Raw genomic sequence first — 25,892 nt, 5'->3', positions numbered from 1 at the left:
TCGCTCACCATGCGGTAATCGTCCCGTCCTCGACATCCATCAGATAGTCGACCTTCAACGACCCGCGGTGTTTTTCGCCAAGCACGTTGTTTTCGACGATGCCGTCGTCGGACTTGTCGGCGCGGATGGCCTCGAAGGTGGCTTCCGGCACCCGGACGCCCCACTTCTTGACGGTTTCCGTCTTGCCGTTCTCCTCGTTGACGATCGGCAGCGCCAGCGCCTCGCCCGAGTCGGTCAGTGCCTCGACGATGATGTAGTAGTTGCGGGCATTCTCGTTGACGTCCGGGATACGGAAGACGCCGGTATCCTCGCCCTCGCGCGAAACGATGGTCAGCGTGTAGGTCTGGAGGATGTCGGCGCGCAGCGCATTCAGCTCTTCCACGACGCCGCGCATCGCGTCCCCGTCTTTCGCGGTGATCGCCGCGTCGCCCTTGGCGATGACGTCTTCGACGGCCGCCTTGGCATCCTTGTCGGTGGCTGACGCGAGGGCCGCCTTCCCGGCCTCCTTCACCGCCGCGGGCAGCGTGACGGTCAGCTCGACCTGCAATTCCTCGGCGGCGCGCGACGCCTCGTTGGAACGCCAGATCTGCCAGCCGACAACGGCGACCAGAACAACGAGCAGGATTCCGGCGATCGAGCCGACCGCGCGGCGGCGAATCCACAGCCTGGCGAGGAAGGTGTCGAAGCCCGGCTTCGGCGGGGTGTAGGTGAAGCGGCTTTCCTTCAGCGCTTCGATGCCTTGGTCGAGGATCCGGTCGGTGACTTCGAGGCCCTGGCTTTCGTAGATCTGGCGGAGCCGCGCCTTCAGCGCCTCGTCGCGGGATTCCTGACCCAGCTCCCGCTCGACAAGCGATTCCTGATGACGGAGCGTGTCGACCACGTCCATCGCCAGCATGACGTCATCGAGTTGCGGCGCCGGCGTATTGGTCGCCGGCGCGGCGGTATCAGCCATTGCCGGCCATGACATTGGCACCGCTCAGCGCCGTGGCATCGGCGGCGAGCTTGGCCATGCGGCGCTTGCCGTCCTCCACAGCGTCGCGGATCTCCTCGGAATTCTTGGTCGCCAGCGTCCGCATCTCACCGATGATCTCGGTCGACTTCTCCTGGAAGTTGACTACCGAGTCGACCAGCTTCTTGACCGCATCGGCGCGGACGGTCGGGCCATAGCCGGCCTTGAGCGCCTCCTCCTGGATCTTGCCACCGATATCGGCCAGCACCTCGATCGACTGTGAAACGCCTTCCTTCATCCGGTTCAGCGTCTCCGTCGATTCGTGCAGGCCGAAAATGCCGGTGAAGGACGCCTTCAGCGCGGTCAGGACGGATTCGTTGGTGGTGAAGAAGGAAACCGCCTGTTGGTAGACCCGCTCCTTGGCATTGGTCGTCTGGTTGAGGCGGGCCATCACCACTTCAGAAGTGTTGTAGCCGATGGTCAGGTTGTCGGCGAGGTCCTTGGCGATCTGGTAGCGGCCATCCTCGGTCTGCATGGCGCGGAGCCGCTCGTCACGCATCAGTTCGAGCCGGGCGCGCTCGGCCGGATCGTCGCCGGCATAGTTCTTGACCGCCTCGGCCGCGGTGTCGAGCTCGGCTTTCGCCGCGTTGAGCTTGCCCTCCGCGATCTTGAGGACCTCGAGGGCGCTGACCTCCGCCTGTTTCAGGGCGCCGCGGAAATCCATGTAGGACTCGAGGATCTTGTGCTCGCGGTCGATGTTGTTCTTGGTGTCCTTGGACACCTCGATATAGGTGTCGTGGATCTTGTCGAAGCGGTCGGAGATGTCGCCGCGCGAGATCTTCATCCAGACATTGGTCGCCCGCTCGAAGATATCGATCTTGCCGTCCTCGATCTGGTCGACCATGCCCTTGGCGTCGTCACGGATCGAGTTGAACGCCTCGGTGATCTCCTCGTAGCGCTGGCCGACCGACATCGCCGAAATCTGCTCGCGGACAACCTCGTTGAACAGCGACATCTGGCTGAGGGTCCGCGCAATCACGGCGATCTTGTCGGGATCGAGGTCGGTGATCTTCTCCAGAAGCCCGACGATCGGCGACTCGTCCGGCGGCGTCTCCTTGACGAGTCCGAGGTCGCGGAGGCCGGACATGGCCTGGTCGAGATACTGCAAAGGTGACTTGATCGTTACGTCCGACATGAGCAACTCCCTCGGTTCGCTCCGCTATTAATAGGTCTTCGTCCGCCGCTAATAAAGCTTTTCGCTCGCGTCCGGCGCGAAGGGAATCGCAATTGATTATTCGGTGGTTGTGAAAGCGCGATGTCACGGAGCAGGCATGGCCGGACAACGCAAACGGCCCCCGCCGGCTTCCGGCGAGGGTATCGTCAGCTTGTTTCGCGGTGGACCGGGCTAGGTGCCGTCGTCGATGTCGGCGCCAGGCGCGTTCTTCTTGATCGATTCGATCGCGCTCATGGCGGAGGCCTTCGCCTTGTAGCCCTCCGACCCGAACATCGTCTCACCGTTGGAAGCCTTGAAACGGAACCGGAATTCGCCTGCCTTGTCCTTGTAGACTTCGAATTTATACGCCATCTGCCTCGCCTCCGCGCGATTCGGAAGGAGAGAATCTCCCGCCGTACGCGAAGCAAGTCAACCGCTACAGCCAACGATGACGCCTGAGCAGCGATCGGAGCTTCGGCCGGCATATGTGTCTGCCACCTTGCGGGCTTCCCAAGGGTATTCTAAGGACATCGCGTTCGATGTCGGGCCCGGCAGCACCCGGCATCGATGACGCGTCTGCATAGCCGTCATCGGACGGCAGGCGTCCCAAGCCCCCCAACCAGCCAGGGATCAGGCCGGCCAGAGCCGGCGACCATGCCGATGAAACTCGCCCAGTCCGCCGCGCGCCGCCGCACCTTCGCCATCATCTCCCATCCGGATGCCGGCAAGACGACCCTGACCGAGAAAGTGCTGCTTTTCGGTGGCGCCATCCAGCTCGCCGGCGAGGTCAAGGCCAAGGCGAGCCGTCGCCAGACCCGCTCCGACTGGATGGATATCGAACGGGAGCGCGGCATCTCGGTCGTCACCTCGGTGATGACCTTCGAATATGCCGATTGCGTCTTCAATCTGCTCGACACCCCCGGCCACGAGGATTTTTCCGACGATACATACCGCACGCTGAGCGCAGTCGATTCGGCGGTGATGGTGATTGATGCCGCCAAGGGTATCGAGGCCCGGACCAAGAAGCTCTTCGAGGTCTGCCGCCTCCGAGACATCCCGATCGTGACCTTCATCAACAAGCTCGACCGCGAGGGCCGCCATCCCTTCGAGCTCCTGGAGGAGATCGAGGAGACGCTGGCGCTCGACACCGCGCCGGTGAACTGGCCGGTCGGCTCCGGCCGGACCTTCGCTGGCGTCTATGACCTCGAGCAGGACGCAATCCACCGGCTCGACGGGAAAAGTGACGATCCGGACCCGGTCGAGACGCTCGAAGCCGCGACATTTGCCGACTACCTGCCCGAGAGTGAACGGCAGACGGTCGCCGAGGAGATTGCCCTGGCGAAAGCGGCCTGCCGTCCCTTTGACCTGGCTTCGTTCCGGGAGGGGCACCTGACCCCGGTTCTCTTCGGCAGTGCCCTTCGCAATTTCGGTGTCCGCGACCTCATAGACCGGATGGCCCGCATTGCGCCGTCGCCCGAGCCGCGCCCCGGATCAACCCGAGTCGTTGCGCCCGACGAGCCGCGGATGACCGGCTTCGTGTTCAAGATCCAGGCGAATATGGATCCCAACCACCGCGACCGCATCGCCTTCGCCCGCATCTGTTCCGGCAAGCTGACCCGCGGCATGAAGGCGACGCTGGTCCGCACCGGCAAGCCGATCAGCCTCCAGGCACCGCAGTTCTTCTTCGCCCAGGATCGCGCCACCGTCGACGAGGCCTTTGCGGGCGATATCGTCGGCATTCCCAACCACGGCACACTCAGGATCGGCGATTCCCTGACCGAAGGGGAGAACCTGACGTTCCGCGGCGTGCCGAGCTTCGCTCCGGAAATCCTGCGCCGCGTTCGCGTGCAGGATGCGATGAAGGCCAAGAAGCTCCGCGAGGCGCTGCGCCAGATGGCCGAGGAAGGCGTGGTCCAGGTCTTCCTGCCGATCGACGGCGCGCAACCGATCGTCGGCGTTGTCGGTGCGCTCCAGCTCGACGTGCTGAAGGGGAGGCTCGCGGCGGAATATGGCCTGCCGATCGAGTTCGAGACGACCCGTTTCGAGGTCTGCCGGTGGGTCGAGAGCGCCAATCCCGCCGATGTCGATGCCTTCGCCGCCAGCCATCGGGGCGACATGGCCGAAGACCTCGATGGGGCGCTGGTCTATATGGCGACCTCGTCCTTCATGCTGAGCCACGAGCGCGACCGTTTCCCGAGCATCGCCTTCACCGACGTCAAGGATTATCAGGGCCAGACGGTCGAGAGCTGAGGATGGCGCCGCCGCTCCTCCTGCTTCAGGACGTTCGCCTCGATATCGGTGGCGAGCCGCTGCTCGACGGCGCCGAGTTGGCGGTGGCAGCGCGCGATCGCCTTTGCCTCGTCGGTCGCAACGGTTCCGGCAAGTCGACGCTGCTCAAGATCGCCGCCGGCATGGTGGAACCGGATGGGGGGACACGCTTCCTCCAGCCGTCGACCACCATCCGCTACCTGCCGCAGGAACCGGACCTTTCCGGTTTCAACACGACCCTCGCCTTCGTCGAGGCGGGACTCGCCTCCGGCGACGATCCGCATCGCGCGCGGCTCCTGCTGGAGGCCTTGGGTCTCACCGGTGACGAAGCCGCAAGTCGACTTTCCGGGGGCGAAAGCCGTCGTGCCGCGCTTGCCCGCGTGCTTGCGCCGGAGCCCGACATCCTCCTTCTCGACGAGCCGACCAACCATCTCGATCTCGTCGCCATCGAGGCGCTGGAGAGCATGCTTGGCGAATTGCGATCGGCTATCGTCCTGATCAGCCATGATCGCCGTTTTCTCGAGACCCTTTCGCGCGCCACAGTCTGGCTCGATCGCGGTACGACCCGGCGGCTGGACCGGGGCTTCGCGGATTTCGAGACCTGGCGCGATGCTGTTCTCGAAGAAGAGGAACGCGACCGCCACAAGCTCGACCGTCAGATTGCCCGGGAGGAGGACTGGCTCCGCTATGGCGTCACCGCGCGCCGGAAGCGCAACCAGGGGCGACTGCGGGCGCTTAACGACCTGCGTCGCGACCGGCGCGAGGCCCGGGCGAGACAACCGACGGGCAGCGTCACCATGTCGACCCAGGAAGCCCGCCAGTCCGGCAAGCTGGTGATCGAGGCCGAAGAAATCGTCAAGAGCTACGATCACCGGCCGATCGTCCGCGCCCTGTCGATCCGGATCGAACGCGGCGACAGGATCGGCATCGTCGGCCCGAACGGAGCCGGCAAGACGACGCTGGTCAACCTGCTGACAGACGTTCTGTCGCCCGATTCCGGCGAGGTGAGGCTCGGGGCCAATGTCGAGCTCGCCACCCTCGACCAACGCCGCGAGAGCCTCGACCCGGAAGCGACGGTCGCCGAGGTCCTGACCGACGGTCGCGGCGACACGGTCATCGTCGGCGGCGAAGCGCGTCACGTCGTCGGCTACATGAAGGATTTCCTCTTCCGGCCGGATCAGGCACGAGCGCCGGTCAAGGCGCTGTCCGGCGGAGAGCGCGGCCGGTTGATGCTGGCGCGGGCACTGGCACGGCCGTCAAACCTTCTCGTTCTCGACGAGCCCACCAACGACCTCGACCTCGAAACCCTCGACCTGCTCCAGGAGATGCTTGCCGACTTGCCCGGGACATTGATCCTCGTCAGCCACGATCGTGACTTCCTCGACCGGATCGTGACAGCGACCCTTGCCTCGGATGGCGATGGCGAGTGGACGCTTTACGCCGGTGGCTATTCGGACATGGTCGCGCAGCGGGGCCACGGCATCGGTGGGCGGGCACGGCCTGATACAGGGCGAGACCGCTCCGCGCCGAAGGAGGACACCACGCCGAAGCCTCGTGCGAAGTCGAAGCAACGGCTCTCCTTCAACGACCAGCACGCGTTGAAGACCCTGCCCGGGCGGATTGCGGAGCTGACGAAAGACGTGCGCCGTCACGAGGAAACGCTGGCCGATCCGGACCTCTATGCGCGCGACCCCGACGCCTTTGCCGGCGCGACCAAGGCGCTGACGACGGCGCAGGAGTCCCTCGCGGAGGCCGAGGACGAGTGGCTGCGGATAGAGCTGCTCCGCGAGTCGATCGAGGAAACCTAGTCTAGAGCAGCGTGATCATGCGCGCTGCTTTCAGCTCGCCTTGAGGAAGTGCGGCTGCTGGGACCCGAAGGCCGGATCGTTGAGCGGCGTCTCAAGCGATTCGAGGAACTCCTCGCACCAGCGGTTGACGTTGTAGCGGGTCAACTGGTCGTACATGCTCCGCCACCGCGAGATGCGCTCGTCGCGCGGCATGGCGACAGCGCCGGCAATGGCGCCAGCCGTCGACTCCATGTCGTAGGGATTGACCAGCACGGCGCCGTCGAGCTCGCGGGCCGCGCCGGCAAAGCGCGATAGAACCAGCACCCCCGGGTCCTCGGGCTTCTGCGCCGCCACGAACTCCTTGGCGACGAGATTCATGCCATCGCGCAGCGGCGTGACGAGACCGACATCGGCGAGCCGATAGAGGCCGGCAAGCGTCGTACGCTTGATGGTCCGGTTGATATAGCGGATCGGCACCCAGTCGAGATCGCTGAAGGCGCCGTTGATGCGGCCGGCCGTCTCGGCGATCTCGCGCTGCATCTCAGCATATTCGGGGACTTCCGAGCGCGATTTCGGCGTCACCTGAAGGTAGACCACCTTGCCATGCGAGGCGGGGTTCTTCTCGAGGTACCGCTCGTAGGCCAGCATCCGCTGGTCGATACCCTTGGAATAGTCGAGCCGATCGACGCCGATGATCAGCTTGCGGTCGCCCAGGCTGACCGCCATTCGTTTGACCAGCGCGTTGTTTTCGGCCTCGACGGCGATCCTGGTGAATTCCTCGGTCTCGATGCCGATCGGGAACGCCCCGACCTTGAATTCACGATCGCCGGCACGGAAGGTTCCGCGACTCGTCTCGCGGCCGAGACCTTCGCGGACCAGGCAGTTGACAAAATTCTCGGCGTCATAGTCGATCTGAAAGCCGACGAGATCGTAGCTGGTGAAGGCTTCGAGGAGGCGGCGATGCCAGGGCATGGCGAAGAAGACGTCCGGCGGCGGCCATGGGATATGGAGGAAGAAGCCGATCTTGTTGGTGATGCCGCGGGCGCGCAATTCCGCCGCGAGCGGGATCAGATGATAGTCCTGCACCCAGATGACATCGTCCGGTCGGATCTGCGCGGCCAGGATGCGGGCGAAGAAGGCGTTGACGCGGAAATAGCCGGTCGTGTCGCGGCGGTCGAAATCGGCAAGGTCGAGTCGATAATGGAGGAGCGGCCAGAGCGCGCGATTGGCGAATCCGCTATAATATTCCTCCTGGTCACGCTTGGTGAGGTCGACCAGCGAGAAGGTGATATTCCCCTCGACCCGGGTCCGGATATGCTCGCTCTCCGCCTCGGATTCGGCTGTCTCGCCGGACCATCCGAGCCAGAGCCCGCCGCGGTCCCGAAGCGCTGCCTGAAGGGCGACTGCCAATCCCCCGGCGCTCGCCCCTTTGTCAGCCGGCGGCGGAACGCGGTTGGAAACGACAATCAGCCTACTCAAGACAACCTCCCGTTAGCTCGATGACTATGAGGCCAATGCACGATCAACGCCAGATCGGCGATCAGTTTTCCTCCTTATCGTCAATATATTGCATCGCAGCATTATTTTCCAGATAGTTGGGCAATTCAGCGCAGTTGCTGGCCGACCAGATCGGCAAGCCATGCGCGTACTCCGTCGGGATTGTCGAATGCTTGACGCGCATGGCTGCCTTGTTGGGCATCACCGACCCTCAATGCCCGCCCTCCGCGGCGAACCGCCTCTTTGAACATGCTCTCGTCGGTCACGTCGTCGCCGACCGCCAGGGGGCGTTTCCCCTTGAATCCAGGGTTTTCCATGAAAACGCCAAGCGCGTGGCCCTTGTCGGCATGGGCCGGTCGGATCTCGAAGACCGCCTTGCCGGGCTGCACGGTCAGCACGTCCTCCGCTGCCGCCGCCGCCTCGCGCACCTCCGCCTCGACCGCATCATGCAGCTCCGGGACGGCACGGAAATGGACGGCGAGCGCCAGCCCCTTGTCCTCGAGCAGGGTGCCGGCATGTCCGGCGACAAAGTCTGCCAGACGGTTCCTTATCCCGGAGAGCGCGTCCGCCACCGCCGGCGCCTCGATGCGCCCGTCGGGAAAACGCAATTCGGTACCATGGACGGCACCGACCGGGAGGCGAACCGGCGTAAACAGGCGATCGACGGTGTCCAGGCCGCGGCCGGTAAGCAGGGCCAGCGCGCCGCCGGTCGAGTCGCGCAGCCGTCCGAGGATGCCAGGAAGGCCCGGCGGAACCACAACGGTATCGGGCGTCGGAGCGATGTCGATCAGGGTCCCGTCGATATCGAGGAAGAAGGCCCAGTCATCAGGCGTCAGAGGCGGGGTTTCGGTCACTGTTGCATTGTCCGCTTGTTTCGGGCCGCGGTGCAGCAGTCATTGTTGCAAGGTCAGGTGAAGACCCCGATGACCGCTAGTCGTCCATCTTCAGCGCGGCGATGAAGGCTTCCTGAGGAATATCGACCTTGCCGAACTGGCGCATCTTCTTCTTGCCGGCCTTCTGCTTGTCGAGCAGCTTGCGCTTGCGGGTGACGTCGCCGCCATAGCACTTGGCCAGAACGTCCTTGCGCAGCGCCCGTATCGTCTCGCGGGCGATCACCTTGCCGCCGATCGCCGCCTGGATCGGGATCTGGAACATGTGGGGCGGGATCAGTTCCTTGAGCTTCTCGCACATTGCCCGCCCGCGCCGATCGGCCTGGCTGCGATGGACGAGGATGGAAAGCGCGTCGACGGGCTCGGCGTTGACCAGAATCTGCATCTTGACCAAATCGCCGACCCGGTAGTCGGTCAATTGATAGTCGAAGGATGCATAACCCTTCGAGACCGACTTCAGTCGGTCGTAGAAGTCGAACACCACTTCGTTGAGCGGCAGGTCATACTGGACCACAGCGCGGCTGCCGACATAGGAGAGGTCGACCTGGATGCCGCGGCGTTCCTGGCAGAGCTTGAGGATCGCGCCGAGATAGTCGTCCGGAGTCATGATCGTCGCGCGAAGCCAGGGCTCGGAAATTTCGCGGATCTTGACCGGGTCCGGCATGTCGGCCGGGTTGTGGAGCTCGATCTCGTCGCCGTTGGTCAGGGTGATGCGATAGACCACCGACGGGGCCGTCGCGATCAGGTCGAGATCGAACTCCCGGCTCAGCCGTTCCTGGATGATCTCGAGATGGAGCAGGCCGAGGAAACCGCAGCGGAATCCAAAGCCCAGCGCCGCCGACGTCTCCATTTCAAAGGTGAAGGCCGCGTCGTTGAGGCGCAGCTTGCCGATCGCGGTGCGCAGGTCCTCGAAATCCCCGGCATCGACGGGAAAGATGCCGCAGAAGACAACCGGCTGGGCCGGCCGGAAGCCCGGCAGCGGCGCATCGGCCCGCCGCCGCTCCTCGGTGATCGTGTCGCCGACCGCGGTATCCGCGACCTCCTTGATCGAGCCGGTGAAGAAGCCGAGCTCGCCGGGCCCGAGCTCCGGCCAGCCGACCAGCTTCGGCGTGAAGACACCGACGGATTCGACGTCGTGGGTCGCTTCCGCGCCGAGCATGCGAATCCGCATCCCCTTCTTCAACACACCGTCGACGATTCGGACCAGCACGACGACACCGAGATAGGCGTCGTACCAGCTGTCGACGAGGAGCGCCTTCAGCGGTGCATTGCGGTCGCCCCTAGGCGGCGGCAGGCGGGTGACGATCGCTTCGAGCACTTCGGGGACACCGATGCCGGTCTTGGCGGAAATCTCGATCGCATTGCTGGCGTCGATGCCGATCACGTCCTCGATCTGCTGCTTGATCCGCTCGGGCTCGGCCGCGGGAAGGTCGACCTTGTTGAGCACAGGAACGATCTCATGGTCGTTGTCGATCGCCTGATAGACGTTGGCGAGCGTCTGCGCCTCCACGCCCTGGCTCGCATCGACGACGAGCAGCGAGCCCTCGCATGCGGCGAGCGACCGGCTGACTTCATAGGCGAAGTCGACATGCCCGGGCGTATCGATGAGATTGAGGACATAGTCCTGTCCATCGCGCGCCCGGTAGGTCAGGCGCACGGTCTGCGCCTTGATCGTGATGCCCCGCTCGCGCTCGATGTCCATCGAATCGAGCACCTGCGCCTTCATCTCCCGCTCGGAAAGCCCACCGCAGAGCTGGATCAGCCGGTCTGCGAGTGTCGACTTGCCGTGGTCGATATGGGCGATGATTGCGAAGTTGCGAATGTTATCCAGGGACACGGTCGTCATGGCCGCGCTGATACACTGTGACGGGAAGGCTGGGCAAGCGAGGACTTAGGCGGCCGCCGCGCAATACGACCGGGCACGCCGCCAGGCCCCGATTCTGTCTGCCGAAAGGATATTGCTCGCCTGCGGTTACTCGGTCGTCTGGAGGAAGTCCCGGATCATGCTGGTGAGCTCGGCCTTGCCGGGCCTCAGCATGCCCCATGCGACGCCACCATACATCTTGTCGAGTTCGCGCTGACGACGCATCAGCATGGTGGCGAAACGATCGACCAGGGTCGGAGACATCCACAGCACGTTGGCAAGCGCCGACTTGTCGACCTCGAGGGCCTCGATCGTCTCGGTCGCCGTCACGGTCGCGCTGCGCGGGGCGCCGGTCAGCAACGACATCTCGCCGAGTATCCCGCCGGCACCAAGTGTGGCGACGGCGCCGTCCTCGTCCGCGACCGTTACCTCGGCCTCGCCCTTGACGATCACGAACATCGAATGGCCGGGCCCATCCTCCTCGATCAGCTTGGTGCCCTTGTCGAAGACCACGGTCCGGGCGTGGTCGGAGAGGATCTTCAACTCGGACTCATCGAGCACTTCCGAGAAGAAGGGCGTCTCCTTCAGTATTTCATACGCGTCCATGCTGGTCTCCATTTCGCCCGGCGATTGCCGCGCCACTGTCGTCAGGCGGCTATGGATCGTCAAGGCTCCGGTGGCTGATTTTGGCTTTTGGAGGCGGGAAATCGCGGGCTAGACTGCGTTCAGTCGCACAACCTGCGGGAACAGCCGATGATCCGCCATACCGTTGTCTTTCGCCTTAAGCATGCCCCCGGCTCGCCGCAGGAAAGAGCCTTCCTCGAAGATGCGAAGGTTCTGGCGGCGATACCCGGCGTCGAGAAGTTCGAGCAACTGCGGGAAGTGAGCCCGAAGAACGACTTCACCTACGGCTTCTCGATGGAATTCACCGACGGCGACGCCTATGCCGGATACAATGACCATCCCGATCATGTCGCTTTCGTCCGCGACCGCTGGATGACCGAAGTCGACGACTTTCTCGAGGTCGACTACACGCCGCTCTAGGTGTGAGCCTCACAGGTTGTGCGGGGCGACGGATTGGCGGTTTCGAGTTTCGATTGCGATGTGTTCGAATCACGTCCGGTGGATTGGTGCATGCCGGACCCAGCCCGGACTTCGCATCTTCGTCGTTGAATGGCGCTTTACTCGCCTGGAAGCCGATATTCCGGTCAACCGAGCCGTCCGTCGAATAGGAAATATCGCCGCTGTCCCAGGCGGTTAGGCCGCTCAAAGACAAGCGATTGCGGGCCCATCGCAAAATCTCGTCCAGGCGTGAGCGAGAAGCTCCTCATTGATCCCGCGTCCCATGAGGATGAGAACATCGTTCTGTGTTGCCTGGGTCGGGCTGTCTTGCTCCGGTTCGGGCAGCATCTCCGGCGGCTGCACCTGCTTGCGCACGGACTGCACCAAGAGCCGGCCGTCGAGGTCGGTAACCACGCCCTTCACCCGTACGATATCGTCGCCGCGCGCGGCGAGCAGGGCCGACAACCACACGGAGAATGCCGCCCAGCCGTTACCGCCCGAGATGTCGAGGCGGCAGGACCTGATCGGCCCTGCACTGGCGCCCGCCAGGTCGGGAAGCGCATAGGGTTCGGCATCGGGAACTGGTGGCAGTCCGAAGGGTTCGCCATGCTCGGCGCCTTCGACCGGCGCCACCGGATTGAGCTGGCGCAGGGTATTGACCAGACGCGCAACCTGCAGGGGTGGAACCTCCCGTGGCTTGGTGACGATGAGCCGCCCGGCCGACTCGACCTGGCGCCTTCCAAGAGCCTCCTCCCGAAGCTGGACCGGGCCGTGCAGCGCGTCGACCAGCGCGATGATGTCTTCGAGCATGATGCGTCGGGCCAGCATGGGATCGTCGGACACGAGCCTTGCTATCGCGCCGGGATCGGCGAGGCCGCTGGTTTCAAGCAAAATCCGGTCGATACGGCAGGATCCCGGCCGGTCCTGTTCGGCGCAAATCGCGCGCAGGGCGGCCACCAGCGCGCCACGACCGTCGCAACAGGCGCAGCCGCCGGCCAGAACCGAAACACGGTCGGCCTTGCTGAGAAGCAGGTTGTCGACCGGCATCTCGGCGGCCTCGTTGACGAGGATGTGGACGGCGCCGAACGCCTTCCGATGAAGTTGATGGCGCAGCCACGTGCTTTTGCCGGCACCGAGAAAACCGCCAATGATGGTCAGCGGCAGGCGGCCGTCGGCGCGCGCGCCCTCACGCATCGCCCAACGAGCGTGGCGACAGCGGATCGATGGGCGTGCCGGCCAACCGTGCCGCTTCCGTCCACAGTGCTTCGAGATCGGGAACCAGGACGCGCTCGCCGCTCGGCGCCATCAATTGCAGGCCCGGCGTCGAGCCATCGTCATGGGCGCGCAGCCGATAGGGCGCGAGCAGTCGGTTCACCATCGCCAACCGCGTGAAGCGCAACCGCAGCCGGCTTCCCGGATTCCGCGCTCCCGCATCTGTCCAATGGCCCGGCAGCGAGGGGAAGCCGCAGGCGCTGCACATGGGTTTCAGACCACCTCCGGCCGTTTGCCGCTTTCGAACGGATAGCGCTGACGAAAGTCGGCGGCGATCTCCTCCAACGTCGCCCATTCGATGCCTTCGTGGCCGTTGATGTATTCGATCAGTCGCTCGAGCATCAGCAGGACCTGCGGCCGGCCCGATACGTCCGGATGAATGGTGCAGGCGAACACGCCATAATCCATCTCGCGGTATACCCAGTCGAACTGGTCACGCCACATCTCTTCGAGATGCCTGGGATTGACGAAGCCGTGACTGTTCGGAGACTTTTTCATGAACATCATCGGCGGCAGGTCGTCGACATACCAGTTGGCGGCGATATCGACCAGATCGATTTCCCTGCCGTGTTTCAGCGGGTGCATCCAGTCCGCGGCCTTCCGGGTGTAGTCAATGACGGTCCACTCGTCACCGACGCGTGCGTAGAAGGGCTGGAAGTCGCGATAGCCCTGGCTGTGATCGTAGCTGAAGCCGTATTTCCGGAGAAGGTCGGCCGTCACCGGAGACATTTCCCACCACGGCGCCACATATCCGAGCGGTGCCTTGCCGGTCAGCCCGTCGATCAGTTCGATCGACTTCGCCAGCACGTCCTCCTCCTGTTGCGGCGTCATCGCGATGGGGTTCTCGTGGAGGTAGCCATGGGCGCCAACCTCGTGGCCGGCATCCACGATCATCTTCATCTCCTTCGGGAAGGTTTCGAGCGAATGACCCGGGATGAAGAAGGTGGTGCGCAGGTCGTACTTGCGGAAGAGCCTGAGCAACCGCGGTATACCGACCTCCGCCGCGAAGATACCGCGCTGGATGTCGGATGGGCTGTCGCCGCCGCCGTAAGATCCGATCCAGCCGGCGACGGAGTCGATATCCGTGCCGAGCGCGCAATAAATCTTCTTGGCCATGATCTTCTCCCGGCGTGATGACGTTTCAAGCTGTTGCAAATCGGCGGTCATGCGGTCGGCCCGTGCCGACCGTCAGAAGCGTCCTACCAGCAGGCCGCCGTCGACCGTGATCACCTGCCCGGTCACATAGCGCGATTGCTCCGAGCTCAGGAAAAGCGCGACATCCGCGATATCCTCGGGCTCGCCGACGCGCCGCATCGGAATGTAGGCCGCGGCCGCCTCCAGTCCCTCCGGGCCCAGCGAGTGGTCGACCGAGAGGGCCTGCGCGGTACGGATATAGCCGGGCGCGATGCCGTTCACCCGTACCCCCTCGGGCGCGAGCTCGACGGCCAGCGCACGCACGAGCCCGATCACGCCGGACTTGGCCGCCGAGTAGTGCACATGCTCGTCCCAGCCATAGGCGATGCCCATGATCGACGACATGGCGATCATGCTGCCGCTACGGGCGGCGCGCATGCTCGGGGCGGCAGCACGGAAGAGGCGCATAACGCCGTTGAGGTCGACGTCCAGCGTCCGCTGCCAGCCCTCGTCGCTCATCTTGGCGAACGGCTCGCGCAGGGCGATACCGGCGTTGGCCACCACGGCGTAGGGGGCGCCGAATTCATCGACCACGCCGCTGACGACCTTGTCGACGTCCTCGGTGCTGGTTACGTCCAGCTTGTGGAACGCCGCCGAGCCGCCGGCCGCCGCGATGTCGGCGGCTGCCTTGCGCCCCTGTTCCTCCAGCACGTCTGTAACGGCGACGTGGAAGCCGGCCTTTCCGAAAGCGACAGCCGTCGCCCGGCCGATGCCGATCCCGGCTCCCGTGATGATCACAGCCTGTTTCATGAGTCGGTTCCCTCTATGATCCCTTTTCCGGCACGGCAGCCTCGGCCCCAAGCCGGCTCTTGATTTCCTGCGCGAATTCCTTCGTGGACGCCTGCCCGCCGAGATCCCTCGTACGGATCGGCGAAGATGCCAAACTAGACTCCAGCGCCCCCATGATTTCGGCAGCAGCCGCCTTCTCGCCGAGATGGTCCAGCATCATGGCGGCGGACCAGACCTGGCCCATGGGATTGGCGATGTCCTGCCCGGCGATGTCGGGCGCCGAGCCGTGGACCGGCTCGAACATGGATGGGAACTCGCCCTCCGGATTGAGGTTCGCAGACGGCGCGATGCCGATACTCCCGGCAACCGCGGCGCCGAGATCGCTCAGAATATCGCCGAACAGATTCGAAGCGACCACCACGTCCAGCCGTTCGGGATGGAGCACGAAATCCGCCGCCAGCGCATCGATGTGGCGGAAGCTGATGCCGACTCCCTTGTCCTTGGCGACGGCACCGCACACCTCGTCCCAGAAGGGCATGGTATGGATGATGCCGTTCGACTTGGTAGCCGACACCATGGAGCCGGAGCGGCCCTTGGCGAGGTCGGCTGCGTAGCTGGCGGCGCGTTCGATGCCGCGCCGGGTAAAGAGCGCCTCTTGAATCGCCAGTTCGTCGGCCGTGCCGCGATAGAGGCGACCGCCGGCTTCGGAATATTCGCCCTCGTTGTTCTCACGGACGATGAGGATGTCGATCGTGCCGTCCTTGTTCGCCAACGGCCCCTGCACGCCCTCCAGGAGGCGGATCGGGCGCAGGTTGATGTACTGGCGGAAGGCGCGCCGGATGGGGATGAGGAGGCCCCACAGCGAAACATGGTCCGGCACGCCCGGATATCCGACCGCCCCGAGCAGGATGGCGTCGTGGCGCGCCAGCTGTTCCAGGCCGTCCTCGTCCATCATCCGGCCGTTGCGGGCGTAGAACTCGCAGCCCCAGGCCAGATGCGTGTAGGACAGGCCGAAGCCGTGGCTGGCGGCGACGGCATCGAGGATGTCGAGCGTTGGCGGCATCACCTCCACGCCGATCCCGTCGCCGGGAATCACCGCAATCGAATAGTTCCGCATGATGGGTCTGGTTTCGTCTACTTGATGATGCCGATCTTCTTGCGGTCCAGCGACACGAGCACGGCCGCGAAGAGGACCAGGCCCTGGGCGATGATCTGCAGTTCGGCGCCTATCCCCACGATGATCAAACCGTTGAGCAGGATGTTGATGATCAGTGCGCCGACGATGGTGTTCACCAGGCTGCCCATGCCGCCTGTCAGCGGGGTTCCGCCCAGGACGACCGCCGCGATAACGGTGAGTTCCATGCCCGTTCCGGCCATCGGCGTGGCCGCGCCGACGCGCGAGGCGAGGACGACCCCGCCGATCGCGGCCGTGATGCCGGAAATGACGAACACCAGCACCTTGACCTGGTTGACCCGCACGCCGGACATCGACGCGACCTTCTCCTGACCGCCCACGGCCGAGACGTACCGGCCGAATGCCGTGAACCCGAAGAGACAGAAAGTGGCGATAAAGACGACGATGCCGGGAATGTAGATACCGGGCGCTACGCCCATCCAGTCCCAATCGCCGGGGGTCATGATCGGCTGCGTGCCGGAATAAAGCAGCGTCAGCCCGCGCGCTACCGACAGCATTCCCAGCGTCATGATGAACGAGGGCACTTTCAGATAGGCCAGGCCGATGCCGTTGGCGGCGCCGGCGATCATTCCAACCACGATAGCGGCAATCAGGCCGGCCAGCCCGTTCACCTCCATGGCGACGCTGGCCCCCACCATGCTGGAAAGCGCGGCCACCGAGCCGACCGAGAGGTCGATGGAGCCCGCGATGATCACAAGCGTGGAGCCGAACGCGACGATTGCCAGGACGACTGTCTGGACGAGAACTGTCCTGGCATTGTCGAACGTCATGAAGCGATCCGGCGCGGCAATGCCGAAGATGACGATAAGGAGAGCCAGCGCCGCAAACGGGATGAATTTGCGCGCCACCTCGCGTCCGCCGGTCTTCAAGACCTTGCCGGTTGCTGCGCCTTGCTCGGCAGTCTGCACCATTTCCTTTTCCTTCAAACCATGCACGCGACGAGGTCCTCCTCGCTCGGATTCGTGGAACCGTCGAATTCTCCGGCAATCGCGCCGCGTCGCATGATGACGATGCGGTCGCTCATCCCGCGCAACTCGTTCAATTCGTCGCTGATCAGCAGGATCGCCGTGCCCATGCCCGCCAGCTCCCGCAAGGTACGGTAGATCAGGGACTTGGCGCCGACGTCGACGCCGCGCGTGGGATTCTGCAGCACCAGCAACCGGGGGCGGCGCAGCATCCATTTGCCCAGCACGACCTTCTGCCTGTTGCCGCCGCTGAGATTGGCCGGATAGTCAGTCGGACCACGGCAGGCGATCGAAAGCTGCAGGATGACCTTGCCGGCCTCGACCGCGTCCCCGCGCCGCGACGTGACGCCCCATCTGGAGCGCATCGGCAAGGTCGGCAGGGCGATGTTATCCTGGATGGTGGCCTGCAGGAGCAGGTCATTGGCCTCGCGGTCGCCGGATACGAAGCCGACGCCGCTGTCGATGGCCTGCCTGGAACTGCCGGGCCGGTAGGGTTCGCCCGACAGCGCCATCCTGCCGCCGCTCACATTGCCCACCCCGAAGACGGCATAGGTGACGTCCTCGCTGCCGCATCCGACCAGGCCGCCCAGTCCGACGATTTCCCCGCCCCGGACTTCGAGGTTGAAATCACGTACCGCCTTGCCGGCCGACAGGCCCGAGATGCTGAGAACCGCGGCGCCGGCAGCCGTGGGAACACGGGCTTCGTCGTGATAGAGTTCGCTCACCAGCGAGCGCCCCACCATCAGAGTCTGTAACTGGCTTTCGTCCAGTTCGGTCGTGGCAAGGGTGCGGACATGCCGTCCATCCTTCAGCACCGTCACGCGCTGGCACAGGTCGAACGTTTCCTCCAAGTAATGGGAAATGAACAGGATGGTCGTCCCCTCGGCCGCCACTTCGCGCAGGACGCGCGACATGCGCTCGACGCCCTGCCTGGTCAGGCTGGCCGACATTTCGTCAACCACGAGAACGCGCGGCTGGAATGCCAGGGCACGGGCGAGTTCCACGAATTTCTGCGATTCGAGATCGAGGTCGCCGGCGCGCATACCGGTGGGTATGACGGCGCCGACCCTCTGCAACGCATTTCGGGCAAGTTCGTCGCGCCGGCGCCCGTTCAGCAGCCGGAAACGGGAATACAGGCGCTCGCGCCCGAGGAACAGGTTGTCGGCCACGGTCAACCCCGGAACCAGGCCGGGTTCCTGAAGCACGATCTCCACGCCGGCCGCCCGGGCATCGGCGAGGCTTGCGGGCGAATAGGGCCTGCCGTCGAGCTCCATCGTGCCCTTGGTCGGCGGCACCAGTCCACACACCACCTTCACGAGCGTGGATTTGCCGGCGCCATTCTCGCCGGCAAGCGCATGGATCTCTCCGCGGCGAAAGACCACGTCTCCGCAATCCGTCAGATCGAGAACGGTCGAGGCGTCGTAGGCCTTTCGTACGCCCTTCAAGGCCAGACGGACTGAATCCGACATCTTTGCCTTTCTGCTTCGCAAAAGGGGCGGTCCGGCGCATTACGCCGGCCCGCCCACGCGAGTCGCTACTGAATCGCGATCTTGTAGTCGTCGGTCGACGCGTCGGGATTGTAGGTCACGGACATATTCTTGATGTCGTAAGGCGGGAAGCCCGAACCGAACTGCTCGATGTACTTGTCCGCGTTGTCCTTGGTGACCAAAAGGTAGTCCATGACGATGTAGGGATTCTTCGGCTGGTGGCCGTTGAGATAGTCGAAGGCCATGATATAGGCGAAGCCGCCGTCGATGAACTGTCCACCGGAATCGGCCAGGATATCACCAGCCTTGATCGCCTGGGCGCCATCGGCCTCCGCATCGAAGCCGGTGACCAGCACCTTGCCGGTCAGACTGGCCTGCTTCAGAGCCGCGGCCGCACCGATCGCCGCGCCATCGTCGTAGTTCCAGATACCGTCGAAACCAGGTCCCGGATAGGCGGAGAGATAGTTTTCGGTCGCCTTGATGCCGTCCTCGCGCAGTTCGACCCCGTACTGGATCTGCAGGACTTCGAAATCGGGATGTTGGCTGGCGAATTCCTTCAGGCCGCCGATGCGGTCTTCCGCGATCGAGCTGCCCTTGGTGCCGGTCGTGGCGACGATCTTGCGCGCGCCGGCATCATAGAGCGCCTTGGCCGTGGCCAATGCGCCCTGATGGCTATCGGCGCCGACGAAGCCGATATATTGCGGATACTTATCCGGATCCGGCTCGAAGCCCGGTGTGCGCTCGGCGAAGAAAATCGGAATATTGGCGCGGCCGGCAGCCTTGATGAGGGCGGGCGCGACGGCGGTCGTCACCGGCGCCGTGATGATGGCGTCAACCTTGCGGGACGCGAAGTTATCCATGATCTGAAGCTGCTTCGCTTCGTCCTGGTTGGCATCCTCGACGATGAGTTCCCCGCCAAGTTCGTCGGCCACACGCTTGGCGAAGTCGACTTCCTGCTTCCAGAACGGATTGGCCAGCACGGGCACGGCAAATCCGATCACCTTCTTCTCGGCGGCGGCGGCGTGATCGACCACGCTGAACGCGCCCGAGCAAACCAGGGCAAAACAAACCGTTGCAATAACGCGATGCTGTCGCATTCGCTTCCTCCACTTTGTGCCGGACTTCCGGCGGTTGTGACGACCGGTGCAAACGATTGCGCAATCGTTTGCACCCATTTAACATCACGGTTAGCTTATTCGTGTCAAGGGTGCCCAGGTGAGCCGAGACTTTTGCGACGGACAATTCGATGGCGAGCGGCGATCGTGATCACGAACCGGCTGCCGAGGCGCCATGCGCGTCCCACGACGGGCTACCGATGCGGTATCGACCTGCTTGCCGTTAGCGTTCGCCAGATAGCAGACTGTCGTCGCTAAGCCGGAGCGAGAGAGGGGATATGGCGAAGGATACGACGAAGCCAGGACGAACCACCATGCGTTCCATCGCGGACATGGCGGGCGTCAACGTTTCCACCGTGTCGCGCGTGTTGCGGCAACGCCCGGCGAACTCCGACAGCGAGGTCGCGCAAGAGATAAGGCGTTTGGCCGATCAGCTCGGCTATCGGCCCGATGTCTGGGCAGCCAGCCTCAGGAGCCGCCGGACGCATGCGCTCGGCGTCGTCGTTACGCGCCTGACCGACGTGGTCATGGCCGCGGTCTATGAATCCATCGAACAGCATGCGCAATCGCGCGGCTATCTCGCGGTTGGCGGCTCGTCCGGAGACGACCCCGAGCAACAGCGGCGAAGGATCGAGCACTATCTCGACCGCAGGTTCGACGGCCTGTTGATTGGGGACGCGCATCTCGAGGCGCCCTTCCTCGACGAACTTGCGGAGCGCAACGTGCCGTTCATCCTGTTCAACCGCTCGTCGGGAAGCCACCCTTCGGTGACGTGGGACGACGAGGTAGGAGGAGCGATCGTCGCACGGCACTTTCTCGACATAGGTCATCGACACATAGCTATCGTTAACGGCCCGAGCTACGCCAGCTCGGGCGTCGTCCGGGCGAAGGGTTTTCTTGATGCACTGGCAAAGGAGGACATGGTCCTCCCTCCCGAAATGGTCATCAATGCCGGTTTCGATGCCGCGGCCGGCCGCCGGGCGGCAAGGGAACTGCTCGCCATGCGGCCTCGGCCAACCGCCATCTTTGCCGTCAACGACTATTCCGCCATCGGCGTGATGGGCGTGATCCGCGACGAAAGGCTCGAGGTCGGAAGGGATATCGCGGTCGTCGGCTACAACGACATCACCATCGCGGACGACCTGTTGGTGCCGCTTTCCAGCGTGCGCGTGCCTATCGACGTCATGGGTCGCACGGCTATCGAGATGATCCTTGCCCGAATGGACGGAGAAGCCGTCGCCTCCCGGCGGCTTACTCCTTATCTGGTCGTCCGCGATTCGTCGCGAGGCCGTCTGGAGAGATAGCTCCAGCCTCTCCGTCTCTGTGCCGGCGTCTTCCTGCGGGCGCCTCTCCTACCTCATCCGAAATTCAATCAAACAGACACTTCAACGAGGCCTTCGAATGCGGAAAGTATGCCTGATAACGACGGGAGGGACGATCGCGTCACAGCGCGATCCACATAGCGGGCATGTGACGGCAAGCATTACCGGGTCCGAATTGCGGGCCATGCTGACTTACCCGATTGGAGAGATAGACGTTACCGTCGACGACTTCTGCAAGGTGGGCAGCTACGCCATGGATCTGCCGCTCAGCTTTTCCCTCGCGCGGCATGTTTCCAGGCGCCTCGAAGATGGTTTCGACGGCGTCGTCGTCGCGCACGGAACGGATACGATGGAGGAGAGCGCCTTCATGGCCGATCTCGTCGTCGGGTCGGACAAGCCTATCGTCTACACGGGTGCCCAGCATGCCGCCGACGAGCCAAACCCCGACGGCCCGCAGAACCTGGCCGACTCCCTCCGCCTCGCCGCATCCGACGAGGCATGCGGCCTGGGAGCTGTGATCTGCTTCGACCACGAATTCCATGCCGCGCGCGACGTCACGAAATCCCATACGTCACGCACCGACACCTTCCTTTCTGCTGAGCACGGCAAGCTCGGCGACATCGACGGCGACCGTGTCGTCGTGCATCGCAAACCCATGTTGCGCCGCGTCTATGATGCTGACCGGGTCGCGACGGATATCGACCTGATCAAGCTCGCCATGGGAACCAGCGACCGCTATGTGCGCTTCGCCGCCGACAATGGAGCGCAGGCCCTGGTACTGGAGGGGTTCGGGCGGGGCAACGCCACTCCCGCCGTTACCGCGGCCGCCGCCGACGTGATCAAGAAGGGTATTCCGGTCATCATGACCAGCCGCTGCCAAAGGGGACGCGTGAAGCCAATCTACGGCAACGGCGGCGGCAAGACCTTGGCCGAAGCGGGAATCGTGTTCGCGGGAGACCTGAGCGGTCAGAAAGCGCGGGTGCTCCTGTCGGTTCTGCTCGGAATGGACCTGAGCGGCGATCAAATGCGCGCAGAGATTGAGTATTTAGGAGGGTGAGCAAGAAGCACAGCCCATCGATGCGCAATAACGGATGATCAAGACGCGCGCTTTTCTCTAGACCCGTCCGCTGAGGTGGCGGGCCTTCCTGAGGGCTGGGAACATGAACATCCACAGGCCGGCGACGGCGATGGTGCCGATACCGCCGATCACCACGGCCGGCACCAGGCCGATCAGCGCCGCGACCGAGCCGGCGCGAAATTCGCCGAGTTCGTTCGACGCGCCGATGAACACCATGTTGACGGCGTTGACGCGACCGCGCACGGCATCGGGCGTCCAGAGCTGGATCAGCGTTTCGCGAATATAGACGCTGACCATATCGGCGGCGCCTGCCAGGGCCAGTGCGGCGACCGAGAGCCAGACGAGGGTCGAAAGGCCGAAGGTCAGCGTGAAAGCACCGAACAAGGCAACGCAGGCAAACATGATCAGGCCGGCATGGTCGCGGATCGGCCGAACCGCCAGTACCAGCGCGACGACGATCGCGCCGATTCCCGGCGCCGATCGCAACAGGCCGAGCCCCCACGGCCCGACGTCGAGCACGTCCCGCGCATAGGCCGGCAACAACGCGACCGCCCCGCCGAGCAGGACCGCGAAGAGGTCGAGGGAGATCGCGCCGAGGACGATCTTCTCGTGCCACACGTAGCGGAAGCCCGCGATCACGGTCGTCCAATTCGCCGGCTCGGGCACGGTCTTTTGCGGCGGCCGGGGAACCAGGGCGATCAGGATCGCCGCGGCGATGAAAATGGCGACGGCGGCGAAATAGGCGATATCCGCTCCAAGGCCGTAGAGAAGCCCGCCGGCCACCGGCCCGAGAATGACCGCGATCTGCCAGGATGACGACGACAGGGCGATGGCGCTGGCGAGTGCCTCCGCCGGCACCAGATTCGGGATCAGCGATTGGGACGCCGGATTCATGAAGGCCCGCGCCACGCCGAAGGCGACCAACGTGGCGAAGATCGCGGGGACGGTCACGTCGCCGGTCCAGACCAGATAGAGCAACAAGCCGGCACAGATTGCCTCGATGAACTGGCAGATGGCGACGATCATCCGTCGATTGAATCGATCGGAGACCGCGCCGGTTACCAGGACCAGCAGAAGCGATGGAGCGAACTGGACGAGGCCTACCAGGCCAAGATCGAAAGGATCGCGGGTCAGGTCGTAGATCTGCCATCCCACCGCGACGCTGACGATCTGCGTGGCGAAGGTCGTGCAGAAGCGCGACACCCAGAAGAGCGCGAATCCGCGGTGGCGAAGCGCGCCCCAGGCTGGCTGAGGCGAGGAGGCATCAGCGTGAGTCATCCAGCGATCAACGGAAGAACAGAAAAGAAGCCGGACCCCCCGGAGGATCCGACTCTTCTCTACGCTATTCCGTCACCACGGGAAAGGCAGGCGCCGGACAGGGCCCGCGTCAATAGCCGGTGCCGCGGGCGGCTGCGGCGGCGCGCAATTCGGCCGCCTTGGCCTCGACCTGGCTCTGCGGCACCAGGATGTAGCCGCGGTGGGTCATGCAAAGCTGGTTGACCTGTCCGCGGTCGGTACAGGATGCCTTGTCGATCTCGAATTGCTGCGCGAGAGCGGGATTGTTCCGCCCCGACTGGCCATCGGTTCTCAGCCAGATGCCTTGATCAGGTCTGCTTGGTCCACCGCTGTCGACGCTCGCACAACCGGCCATCAATCCTGTCATCGCCACGATCAGAAATACTTTCACGATTCACCCCATTGTCGCCACGCCGGAGATAACACGCGCTAAGCGGCAAAAAGGGGGCAATCGAAGCCTCCGCGGGGGCCCGCGGGAGGGGATGCCGACCTAGGCTTCGAGGCGATCGATGAACCATCTGGTGAGCTCGATCCACACCTGGTCCTTCTCGCCCCGGTCTTCGACGCCATGGTCGATATTGGGGTTGTCGTTGACCTCGACGACGAAGATCCCGTCGCTGGTCTCCTTGAGGTCGACGCCATAGAGGCCGTCACCGATCAACTGGGCGGCGCGCAGACCGACGTCGATCACCGCGGGCGGCGCCTCGCCGAGCGACGGCGTGCGGAAGCCGCCCTCCAATGCCTTGCCGTCGGCGCTGTGCTTGACGATCTGCCAGTGCTTCTTAGCCATCAGGTACTGCGTGACGAAGAGCGGCTTGCCGCCGAGAACGCCGACGCGCCAATCGAATTCGGTCGGCATGAACTTCTGTGCGAGCAGGAGGTCGGTGTCCTCGTACCAGAGCCTGAACAGCGCCTCGAGCTCGGCGGCGTTGCCGACCTTGGCGACACCGCGGGAGAAGGAGGAATCCGGAATCTTGAGAACCATCGGGAAGCCGAGCTCATCGGCTGCGCGGACGAGGTCCTGCTTGCCGGCGATGATCACCGTCGGCGGCACGGCCAGGCCGTTTGTGGTCATCAATTCATGCAGGTAGATCTTGTTGGTGCAGCGGATCATCGACACCGGATCGTCGATGACCGGCATGCCCTCCTGCGCCGCCCGGCGGGCGAAGCGATAAGTATGATTGTCGATCGAGGTCGTCTCGCGAATGAAAAGAGCATCGAATTCCGCGAGGCGCGGAAGGTCGCGCCGGGTAATCGGCTCGACCTCGACGCCGAGTTTCGCGGCGATTCTCGACCAATGCCTGAGGCTTGCGATGCTCGACGGTGGCAGGCTTTCGGCTGGATCGTGGAGCGCGGCGAATGAATAGCGCGGCGCCACGCGATCCCGTTGGGAGCGCCATTGCCGGCTGGTGTGGTTATGGAGCGCGGCGTGGAAGAATTCGAGCTCACCCGCCGTCAGCCTGGTAACCGGCACGGCCGCCAGTCGCTTGATCTGGGGACGAGCGCCCGCTTCGATTGTGACCTCGAGGACGGGGCACCGGAACCAGTCGAAGACCAGCCTGCCGAACCGGTCGAAACGATGGTCCTCGACCGTGCCAAAGTAGACGAGAAGCCGGCCGGGGACCGCTCCGTCGGTGCCGGCCAGCGCCTTGCCGAAAGCGTCCTCGAGTTCGGGGACCGCCTGGGCGTAGAGCTGGCGCGCGCCGAGGTCGATCATCGTCTCGACCGAAGGGATGACCCGGTGGCCCCGCGCCTCGGCAAGCAGCGAGCAGTAGTAGCCGCGGCTCTGGTAGGCGAAGGAGCGCGACAGGTTGATGATTTTCGGCCGTGCCCCCCGGAACAGGTTTGCCCGGGCGAGATAGTCGTTGGCCGTGATCACCTTGTGAGGCGTGCCGGCATTGTCAAAGTCCTTCAGCGTATCGACGATGACCACCCAGTCGGCCATGGTTCGGCTATCCTGCAGGTTGTCTGTTTCGGCGCGATGCGGTGGCTGCGCGTGGCGGCCAAAGGGCGGGCAACCGTTTCTCGTAGCGGATGGCATTCGCCTTGTCGGCATAATATTCGGCGCGAAGGCCCGAGCGCCCGAAGCCCAGCCTTTCGTAAAGCCGGATCGCGCCGCTATTGTCCTCCCGCACTTCGAGCCGCAGCCGGGTCATGCCACGATCGCGGGCCGCCCGCTCGGCGTCGGCAATCAGCGTCGTGGCGAGACCGATACCCTGCCAGGGCTTGTCGGCCGCGATCGAATAGAGGCGTGCGACCGAACCGCCGTCACGCGTCAGCACCACGGCATAGCCGGCAATCGCATCGCCCGCCCGCGCCACGCGGCAGATTGCGCTCGCCGAGCGGATCAGCCAGCGGAAGCTTCGCCGTGAAATGCGGTCGGAGCCGAAGGAGGCTTCCTCCAGCCGCACGAGGCCATCAATGTCGGAAAGGGCGGCGTCGCCGATCGAGAAGCTACGCATCCTGCGCGAGCGGAAATGGACCTCGCTCACTCTGACGCCGGTTTTGCGGAAATGACAACTGGCAATTTTTCAATTGGCGAAACGGCGGACAGGCCTCGCCGCCGCCACGACTGCTGTTCCGAGCCGGGATAAGCGGCGTGCGACGGGTGACGGCAGATCATTGTCGTCGGCGTCACTCTGGGCTATGGAACGCGTGGCGATCTTGCACCCGTAGCTCAGCTGGATAGAGCGCTGCCCTCCGAAGGCA

Annotated in this window: 24 protein-coding genes; 5 read left to right on the top strand and 19 right to left on the bottom strand. The window is 64.2% G+C overall.

The annotated features are described in order from the left end of the window. Nucleotides 1–4: 4 nt before the first annotated feature. The 3 genes from KDJ86_RS09495 to KDJ86_RS09485 form a co-directional block, all read right to left on the bottom strand. Nucleotides 5–952, bottom strand: a complete 948-nt coding sequence (locus KDJ86_RS09495) for a DUF6384 family protein (protein ID WP_291744998.1) — start codon at nucleotides 950–952, stop codon at nucleotides 5–7. Then, a complete protein-coding gene (locus KDJ86_RS09490) occupies nucleotides 945–2,144 on the bottom strand; it encodes an RLV_5639 family protein (protein ID WP_291744996.1) in 1,200 nt (399 codons plus the stop codon). Before KDJ86_RS09490 ends, KDJ86_RS09495 begins: the two co-directional genes overlap by 8 nt. 210 nt (nucleotides 2,145–2,354) lie before the next feature. Then, nucleotides 2,355–2,534, bottom strand: a complete 180-nt coding sequence (locus tag KDJ86_RS09485; RefSeq protein WP_291744994.1) for a YegP family protein — start codon at nucleotides 2,532–2,534, stop codon at nucleotides 2,355–2,357. Nucleotides 2,535–2,816: 282 nt separating this feature from the next. Here KDJ86_RS09485 and KDJ86_RS09480 point away from each other — a divergent pair, with 282 nt between their 5' ends. After that, nucleotides 2,817–4,412 carry a peptide chain release factor 3 gene (locus KDJ86_RS09480; RefSeq protein WP_291744992.1) on the top strand — a complete coding sequence of 532 codons (1,596 nt, stop codon included), beginning with the start codon at nucleotides 2,817–2,819 and terminating at the stop codon, nucleotides 4,410–4,412. A 2-nt stretch (nucleotides 4,413–4,414) separates the two neighbouring features. Then, complete coding sequence (locus tag KDJ86_RS09475; protein WP_291744990.1) at nucleotides 4,415–6,238, top strand: ABC-F family ATP-binding cassette domain-containing protein; 1,824 nt, start codon at nucleotides 4,415–4,417, stop codon at nucleotides 6,236–6,238. Between the two features lie 30 nt (nucleotides 6,239–6,268). Here KDJ86_RS09475 and otsA read toward each other — a convergent pair whose 3' ends face one another. From otsA to KDJ86_RS09455, 4 genes are all read right to left on the bottom strand, one after another. Continuing rightward, entirely contained in the window at nucleotides 6,269–7,696 is a 1,428-nt protein-coding gene (gene otsA, locus KDJ86_RS09470; protein ID WP_291744989.1) for an alpha,alpha-trehalose-phosphate synthase (UDP-forming), read from the bottom strand. A 125-nt stretch (nucleotides 7,697–7,821) separates the two neighbouring features. After that, the gene (gene otsB / locus KDJ86_RS09465; protein ID WP_291744987.1) at nucleotides 7,822–8,568 is read right to left on the bottom strand and encodes a trehalose-phosphatase; all 747 of its coding nucleotides are present in this window, start codon (nucleotides 8,566–8,568) and stop codon (nucleotides 7,822–7,824) included. 76 nt (nucleotides 8,569–8,644) lie between these two features. Continuing rightward, nucleotides 8,645–10,450 carry a translation elongation factor 4 gene (gene lepA, locus KDJ86_RS09460; protein ID WP_291744985.1) on the bottom strand — a complete coding sequence of 602 codons (1,806 nt, stop codon included), beginning with the start codon at nucleotides 10,448–10,450 and terminating at the stop codon, nucleotides 8,645–8,647. A gap of 126 nt (nucleotides 10,451–10,576) precedes the next feature. Further along, a complete protein-coding gene (locus KDJ86_RS09455; RefSeq protein ID WP_291744984.1) occupies nucleotides 10,577–11,074 on the bottom strand; it encodes a cyclic nucleotide-binding domain-containing protein in 498 nt (165 codons plus the stop codon). A 147-nt stretch (nucleotides 11,075–11,221) separates the two neighbouring features. On the opposite strand from KDJ86_RS09455, the gene KDJ86_RS09450 reads away from it, so the two are divergent. Beyond that, entirely contained in the window at nucleotides 11,222–11,512 is a 291-nt protein-coding gene (locus KDJ86_RS09450; RefSeq protein ID WP_291744982.1) for a Dabb family protein, read from the top strand. Between the two features lie 222 nt (nucleotides 11,513–11,734). Here KDJ86_RS09450 and KDJ86_RS09445 read toward each other — a convergent pair whose 3' ends face one another. The 8 genes from KDJ86_RS09445 to KDJ86_RS09410 all read right to left on the bottom strand — a co-directional run bounded on the left by KDJ86_RS09445 (nucleotide 11,735) and on the right by KDJ86_RS09410 (nucleotide 19,469). Continuing rightward, the gene (locus KDJ86_RS09445) at nucleotides 11,735–12,724 is read right to left on the bottom strand and encodes a CobW family GTP-binding protein (RefSeq protein WP_291744981.1); all 990 of its coding nucleotides are present in this window, start codon (nucleotides 12,722–12,724) and stop codon (nucleotides 11,735–11,737) included. Then, the gene (locus KDJ86_RS09440; RefSeq protein WP_291744978.1) at nucleotides 12,717–12,929 is read right to left on the bottom strand and encodes a hypothetical protein; all 213 of its coding nucleotides are present in this window, start codon (nucleotides 12,927–12,929) and stop codon (nucleotides 12,717–12,719) included. The genes KDJ86_RS09445 and KDJ86_RS09440 overlap by 8 nt, the downstream gene beginning before the upstream one ends. A gap of 86 nt (nucleotides 12,930–13,015) precedes the next feature. Further along, a complete protein-coding gene (locus KDJ86_RS09435; protein ID WP_291744976.1) occupies nucleotides 13,016–13,918 on the bottom strand; it encodes a polysaccharide deacetylase family protein in 903 nt (300 codons plus the stop codon). A 72-nt stretch (nucleotides 13,919–13,990) separates the two neighbouring features. Further along, on the bottom strand, nucleotides 13,991–14,746 hold the full coding sequence (locus KDJ86_RS09430) for an SDR family NAD(P)-dependent oxidoreductase (protein WP_291744975.1): 756 nt from the start codon (nucleotides 14,744–14,746) through the stop codon (nucleotides 13,991–13,993). A gap of 13 nt (nucleotides 14,747–14,759) precedes the next feature. Further along, a complete protein-coding gene (locus tag KDJ86_RS09425; RefSeq protein WP_291744973.1) occupies nucleotides 14,760–15,842 on the bottom strand; it encodes a tartrate dehydrogenase in 1,083 nt (360 codons plus the stop codon). A gap of 17 nt (nucleotides 15,843–15,859) precedes the next feature. Then, complete coding sequence (locus KDJ86_RS09420; RefSeq protein ID WP_291744971.1) at nucleotides 15,860–16,831, bottom strand: ABC transporter permease; 972 nt, start codon at nucleotides 16,829–16,831, stop codon at nucleotides 15,860–15,862. Between the two features lie 11 nt (nucleotides 16,832–16,842). Further along, nucleotides 16,843–18,354 carry a sugar ABC transporter ATP-binding protein gene (locus KDJ86_RS09415; protein WP_291744970.1) on the bottom strand — a complete coding sequence of 504 codons (1,512 nt, stop codon included), beginning with the start codon at nucleotides 18,352–18,354 and terminating at the stop codon, nucleotides 16,843–16,845. Nucleotides 18,355–18,419: 65 nt separating this feature from the next. Further along, nucleotides 18,420–19,469 carry a sugar ABC transporter substrate-binding protein gene (locus KDJ86_RS09410; protein ID WP_291744969.1) on the bottom strand — a complete coding sequence of 350 codons (1,050 nt, stop codon included), beginning with the start codon at nucleotides 19,467–19,469 and terminating at the stop codon, nucleotides 18,420–18,422. A 332-nt stretch (nucleotides 19,470–19,801) separates the two neighbouring features. On the opposite strand from KDJ86_RS09410, the gene KDJ86_RS09405 reads away from it, so the two are divergent. Both KDJ86_RS09405 and KDJ86_RS09400 read left to right on the top strand, forming a co-directional pair. Beyond that, nucleotides 19,802–20,791: a LacI family DNA-binding transcriptional regulator gene (locus KDJ86_RS09405; RefSeq protein ID WP_291744967.1), complete on the top strand. Its 990-nt coding sequence runs from the start codon at nucleotides 19,802–19,804 to the stop codon at nucleotides 20,789–20,791. Between the two features lie 97 nt (nucleotides 20,792–20,888). Further along, a complete protein-coding gene (locus KDJ86_RS09400) occupies nucleotides 20,889–21,866 on the top strand; it encodes an asparaginase (protein WP_291744966.1) in 978 nt (325 codons plus the stop codon). Nucleotides 21,867–21,923: 57 nt separating this feature from the next. Here the strand turns inward: KDJ86_RS09400 and KDJ86_RS09395 are convergent, their stop codons facing one another. From KDJ86_RS09395 to KDJ86_RS09380, 4 genes are all read right to left on the bottom strand, one after another. Continuing rightward, nucleotides 21,924–23,165 carry an MFS transporter gene (locus KDJ86_RS09395; RefSeq protein WP_291744964.1) on the bottom strand — a complete coding sequence of 414 codons (1,242 nt, stop codon included), beginning with the start codon at nucleotides 23,163–23,165 and terminating at the stop codon, nucleotides 21,924–21,926. 109 nt (nucleotides 23,166–23,274) lie between these two features. Further along, nucleotides 23,275–23,574: a hypothetical protein gene (locus KDJ86_RS09390; protein WP_291744963.1), complete on the bottom strand. Its 300-nt coding sequence runs from the start codon at nucleotides 23,572–23,574 to the stop codon at nucleotides 23,275–23,277. A gap of 99 nt (nucleotides 23,575–23,673) precedes the next feature. Further along, nucleotides 23,674–25,128 carry a RimK family ATP-grasp domain-containing protein gene (locus tag KDJ86_RS09385; RefSeq protein WP_291744962.1) on the bottom strand — a complete coding sequence of 485 codons (1,455 nt, stop codon included), beginning with the start codon at nucleotides 25,126–25,128 and terminating at the stop codon, nucleotides 23,674–23,676. A 7-nt stretch (nucleotides 25,129–25,135) separates the two neighbouring features. Further along, nucleotides 25,136–25,675, bottom strand: a complete 540-nt coding sequence (locus tag KDJ86_RS09380; RefSeq protein ID WP_291744961.1) for a GNAT family N-acetyltransferase — start codon at nucleotides 25,673–25,675, stop codon at nucleotides 25,136–25,138. Between the last annotated feature and the right edge of the window lie 217 nt (nucleotides 25,676–25,892).

Source organism: Bauldia sp. (assembly GCF_020442045.1).
Classification (GTDB): domain Bacteria; phylum Pseudomonadota; class Alphaproteobacteria; order Rhizobiales; family Kaistiaceae; genus Bauldia.
This window is presented reverse-complemented; position numbering and strand designations above follow the sequence as displayed.

What these genes read in the sequence shown, in the direction of transcription:
- KDJ86_RS09495 (WP_291744998.1), bottom strand. Translation starts at nt 952, where the DNA reads ATGGCTGATACCGCCGCGCCGGCGACCAATACGCCGGCGCCGCAACTC.
- KDJ86_RS09490 (WP_291744996.1), bottom strand. Translation starts at nt 2,144, where the DNA reads ATGTCGGACGTAACGATCAAGTCACCTTTGCAGTATCTCGACCAGGCC.
- KDJ86_RS09485 (WP_291744994.1), bottom strand. Translation starts at nt 2,534, where the DNA reads ATGGCGTATAAATTCGAAGTCTACAAGGACAAGGCAGGCGAATTCCGG.
- KDJ86_RS09480 (WP_291744992.1), top strand. Translation starts at nt 2,817, where the DNA reads ATGCCGATGAAACTCGCCCAGTCCGCCGCGCGCCGCCGCACCTTCGCC.
- KDJ86_RS09475 (WP_291744990.1), top strand. Translation starts at nt 4,415, where the DNA reads ATGGCGCCGCCGCTCCTCCTGCTTCAGGACGTTCGCCTCGATATCGGT.
- lepA (WP_291744985.1), bottom strand. Translation starts at nt 10,450, where the DNA reads ATGACGACCGTGTCCCTGGATAACATTCGCAACTTCGCAATCATCGCC.
- KDJ86_RS09455 (WP_291744984.1), bottom strand. Translation starts at nt 11,074, where the DNA reads ATGGACGCGTATGAAATACTGAAGGAGACGCCCTTCTTCTCGGAAGTG.
- KDJ86_RS09450 (WP_291744982.1), top strand. Translation starts at nt 11,222, where the DNA reads ATGATCCGCCATACCGTTGTCTTTCGCCTTAAGCATGCCCCCGGCTCG.
- KDJ86_RS09445 (WP_291744981.1), bottom strand. Translation starts at nt 12,724, where the DNA reads ATGCGTGAGGGCGCGCGCGCCGACGGCCGCCTGCCGCTGACCATCATT.
- KDJ86_RS09435 (WP_291744976.1), bottom strand. Translation starts at nt 13,918, where the DNA reads ATGGCCAAGAAGATTTATTGCGCGCTCGGCACGGATATCGACTCCGTC.
- KDJ86_RS09430 (WP_291744975.1), bottom strand. Translation starts at nt 14,746, where the DNA reads ATGAAACAGGCTGTGATCATCACGGGAGCCGGGATCGGCATCGGCCGG.
- KDJ86_RS09425 (WP_291744973.1), bottom strand. Translation starts at nt 15,842, where the DNA reads ATGCGGAACTATTCGATTGCGGTGATTCCCGGCGACGGGATCGGCGTG.
- KDJ86_RS09420 (WP_291744971.1), bottom strand. Translation starts at nt 16,831, where the DNA reads ATGGTGCAGACTGCCGAGCAAGGCGCAGCAACCGGCAAGGTCTTGAAG.
- KDJ86_RS09415 (WP_291744970.1), bottom strand. Translation starts at nt 18,354, where the DNA reads ATGTCGGATTCAGTCCGTCTGGCCTTGAAGGGCGTACGAAAGGCCTAC.
- KDJ86_RS09410 (WP_291744969.1), bottom strand. Translation starts at nt 19,469, where the DNA reads ATGCGACAGCATCGCGTTATTGCAACGGTTTGTTTTGCCCTGGTTTGC.
- KDJ86_RS09405 (WP_291744967.1), top strand. Translation starts at nt 19,802, where the DNA reads ATGCGTTCCATCGCGGACATGGCGGGCGTCAACGTTTCCACCGTGTCG.
- KDJ86_RS09400 (WP_291744966.1), top strand. Translation starts at nt 20,889, where the DNA reads ATGCGGAAAGTATGCCTGATAACGACGGGAGGGACGATCGCGTCACAG.
- KDJ86_RS09395 (WP_291744964.1), bottom strand. Translation starts at nt 23,165, where the DNA reads ATGACTCACGCTGATGCCTCCTCGCCTCAGCCAGCCTGGGGCGCGCTT.
- KDJ86_RS09385 (WP_291744962.1), bottom strand. Translation starts at nt 25,128, where the DNA reads ATGGCCGACTGGGTGGTCATCGTCGATACGCTGAAGGACTTTGACAAT.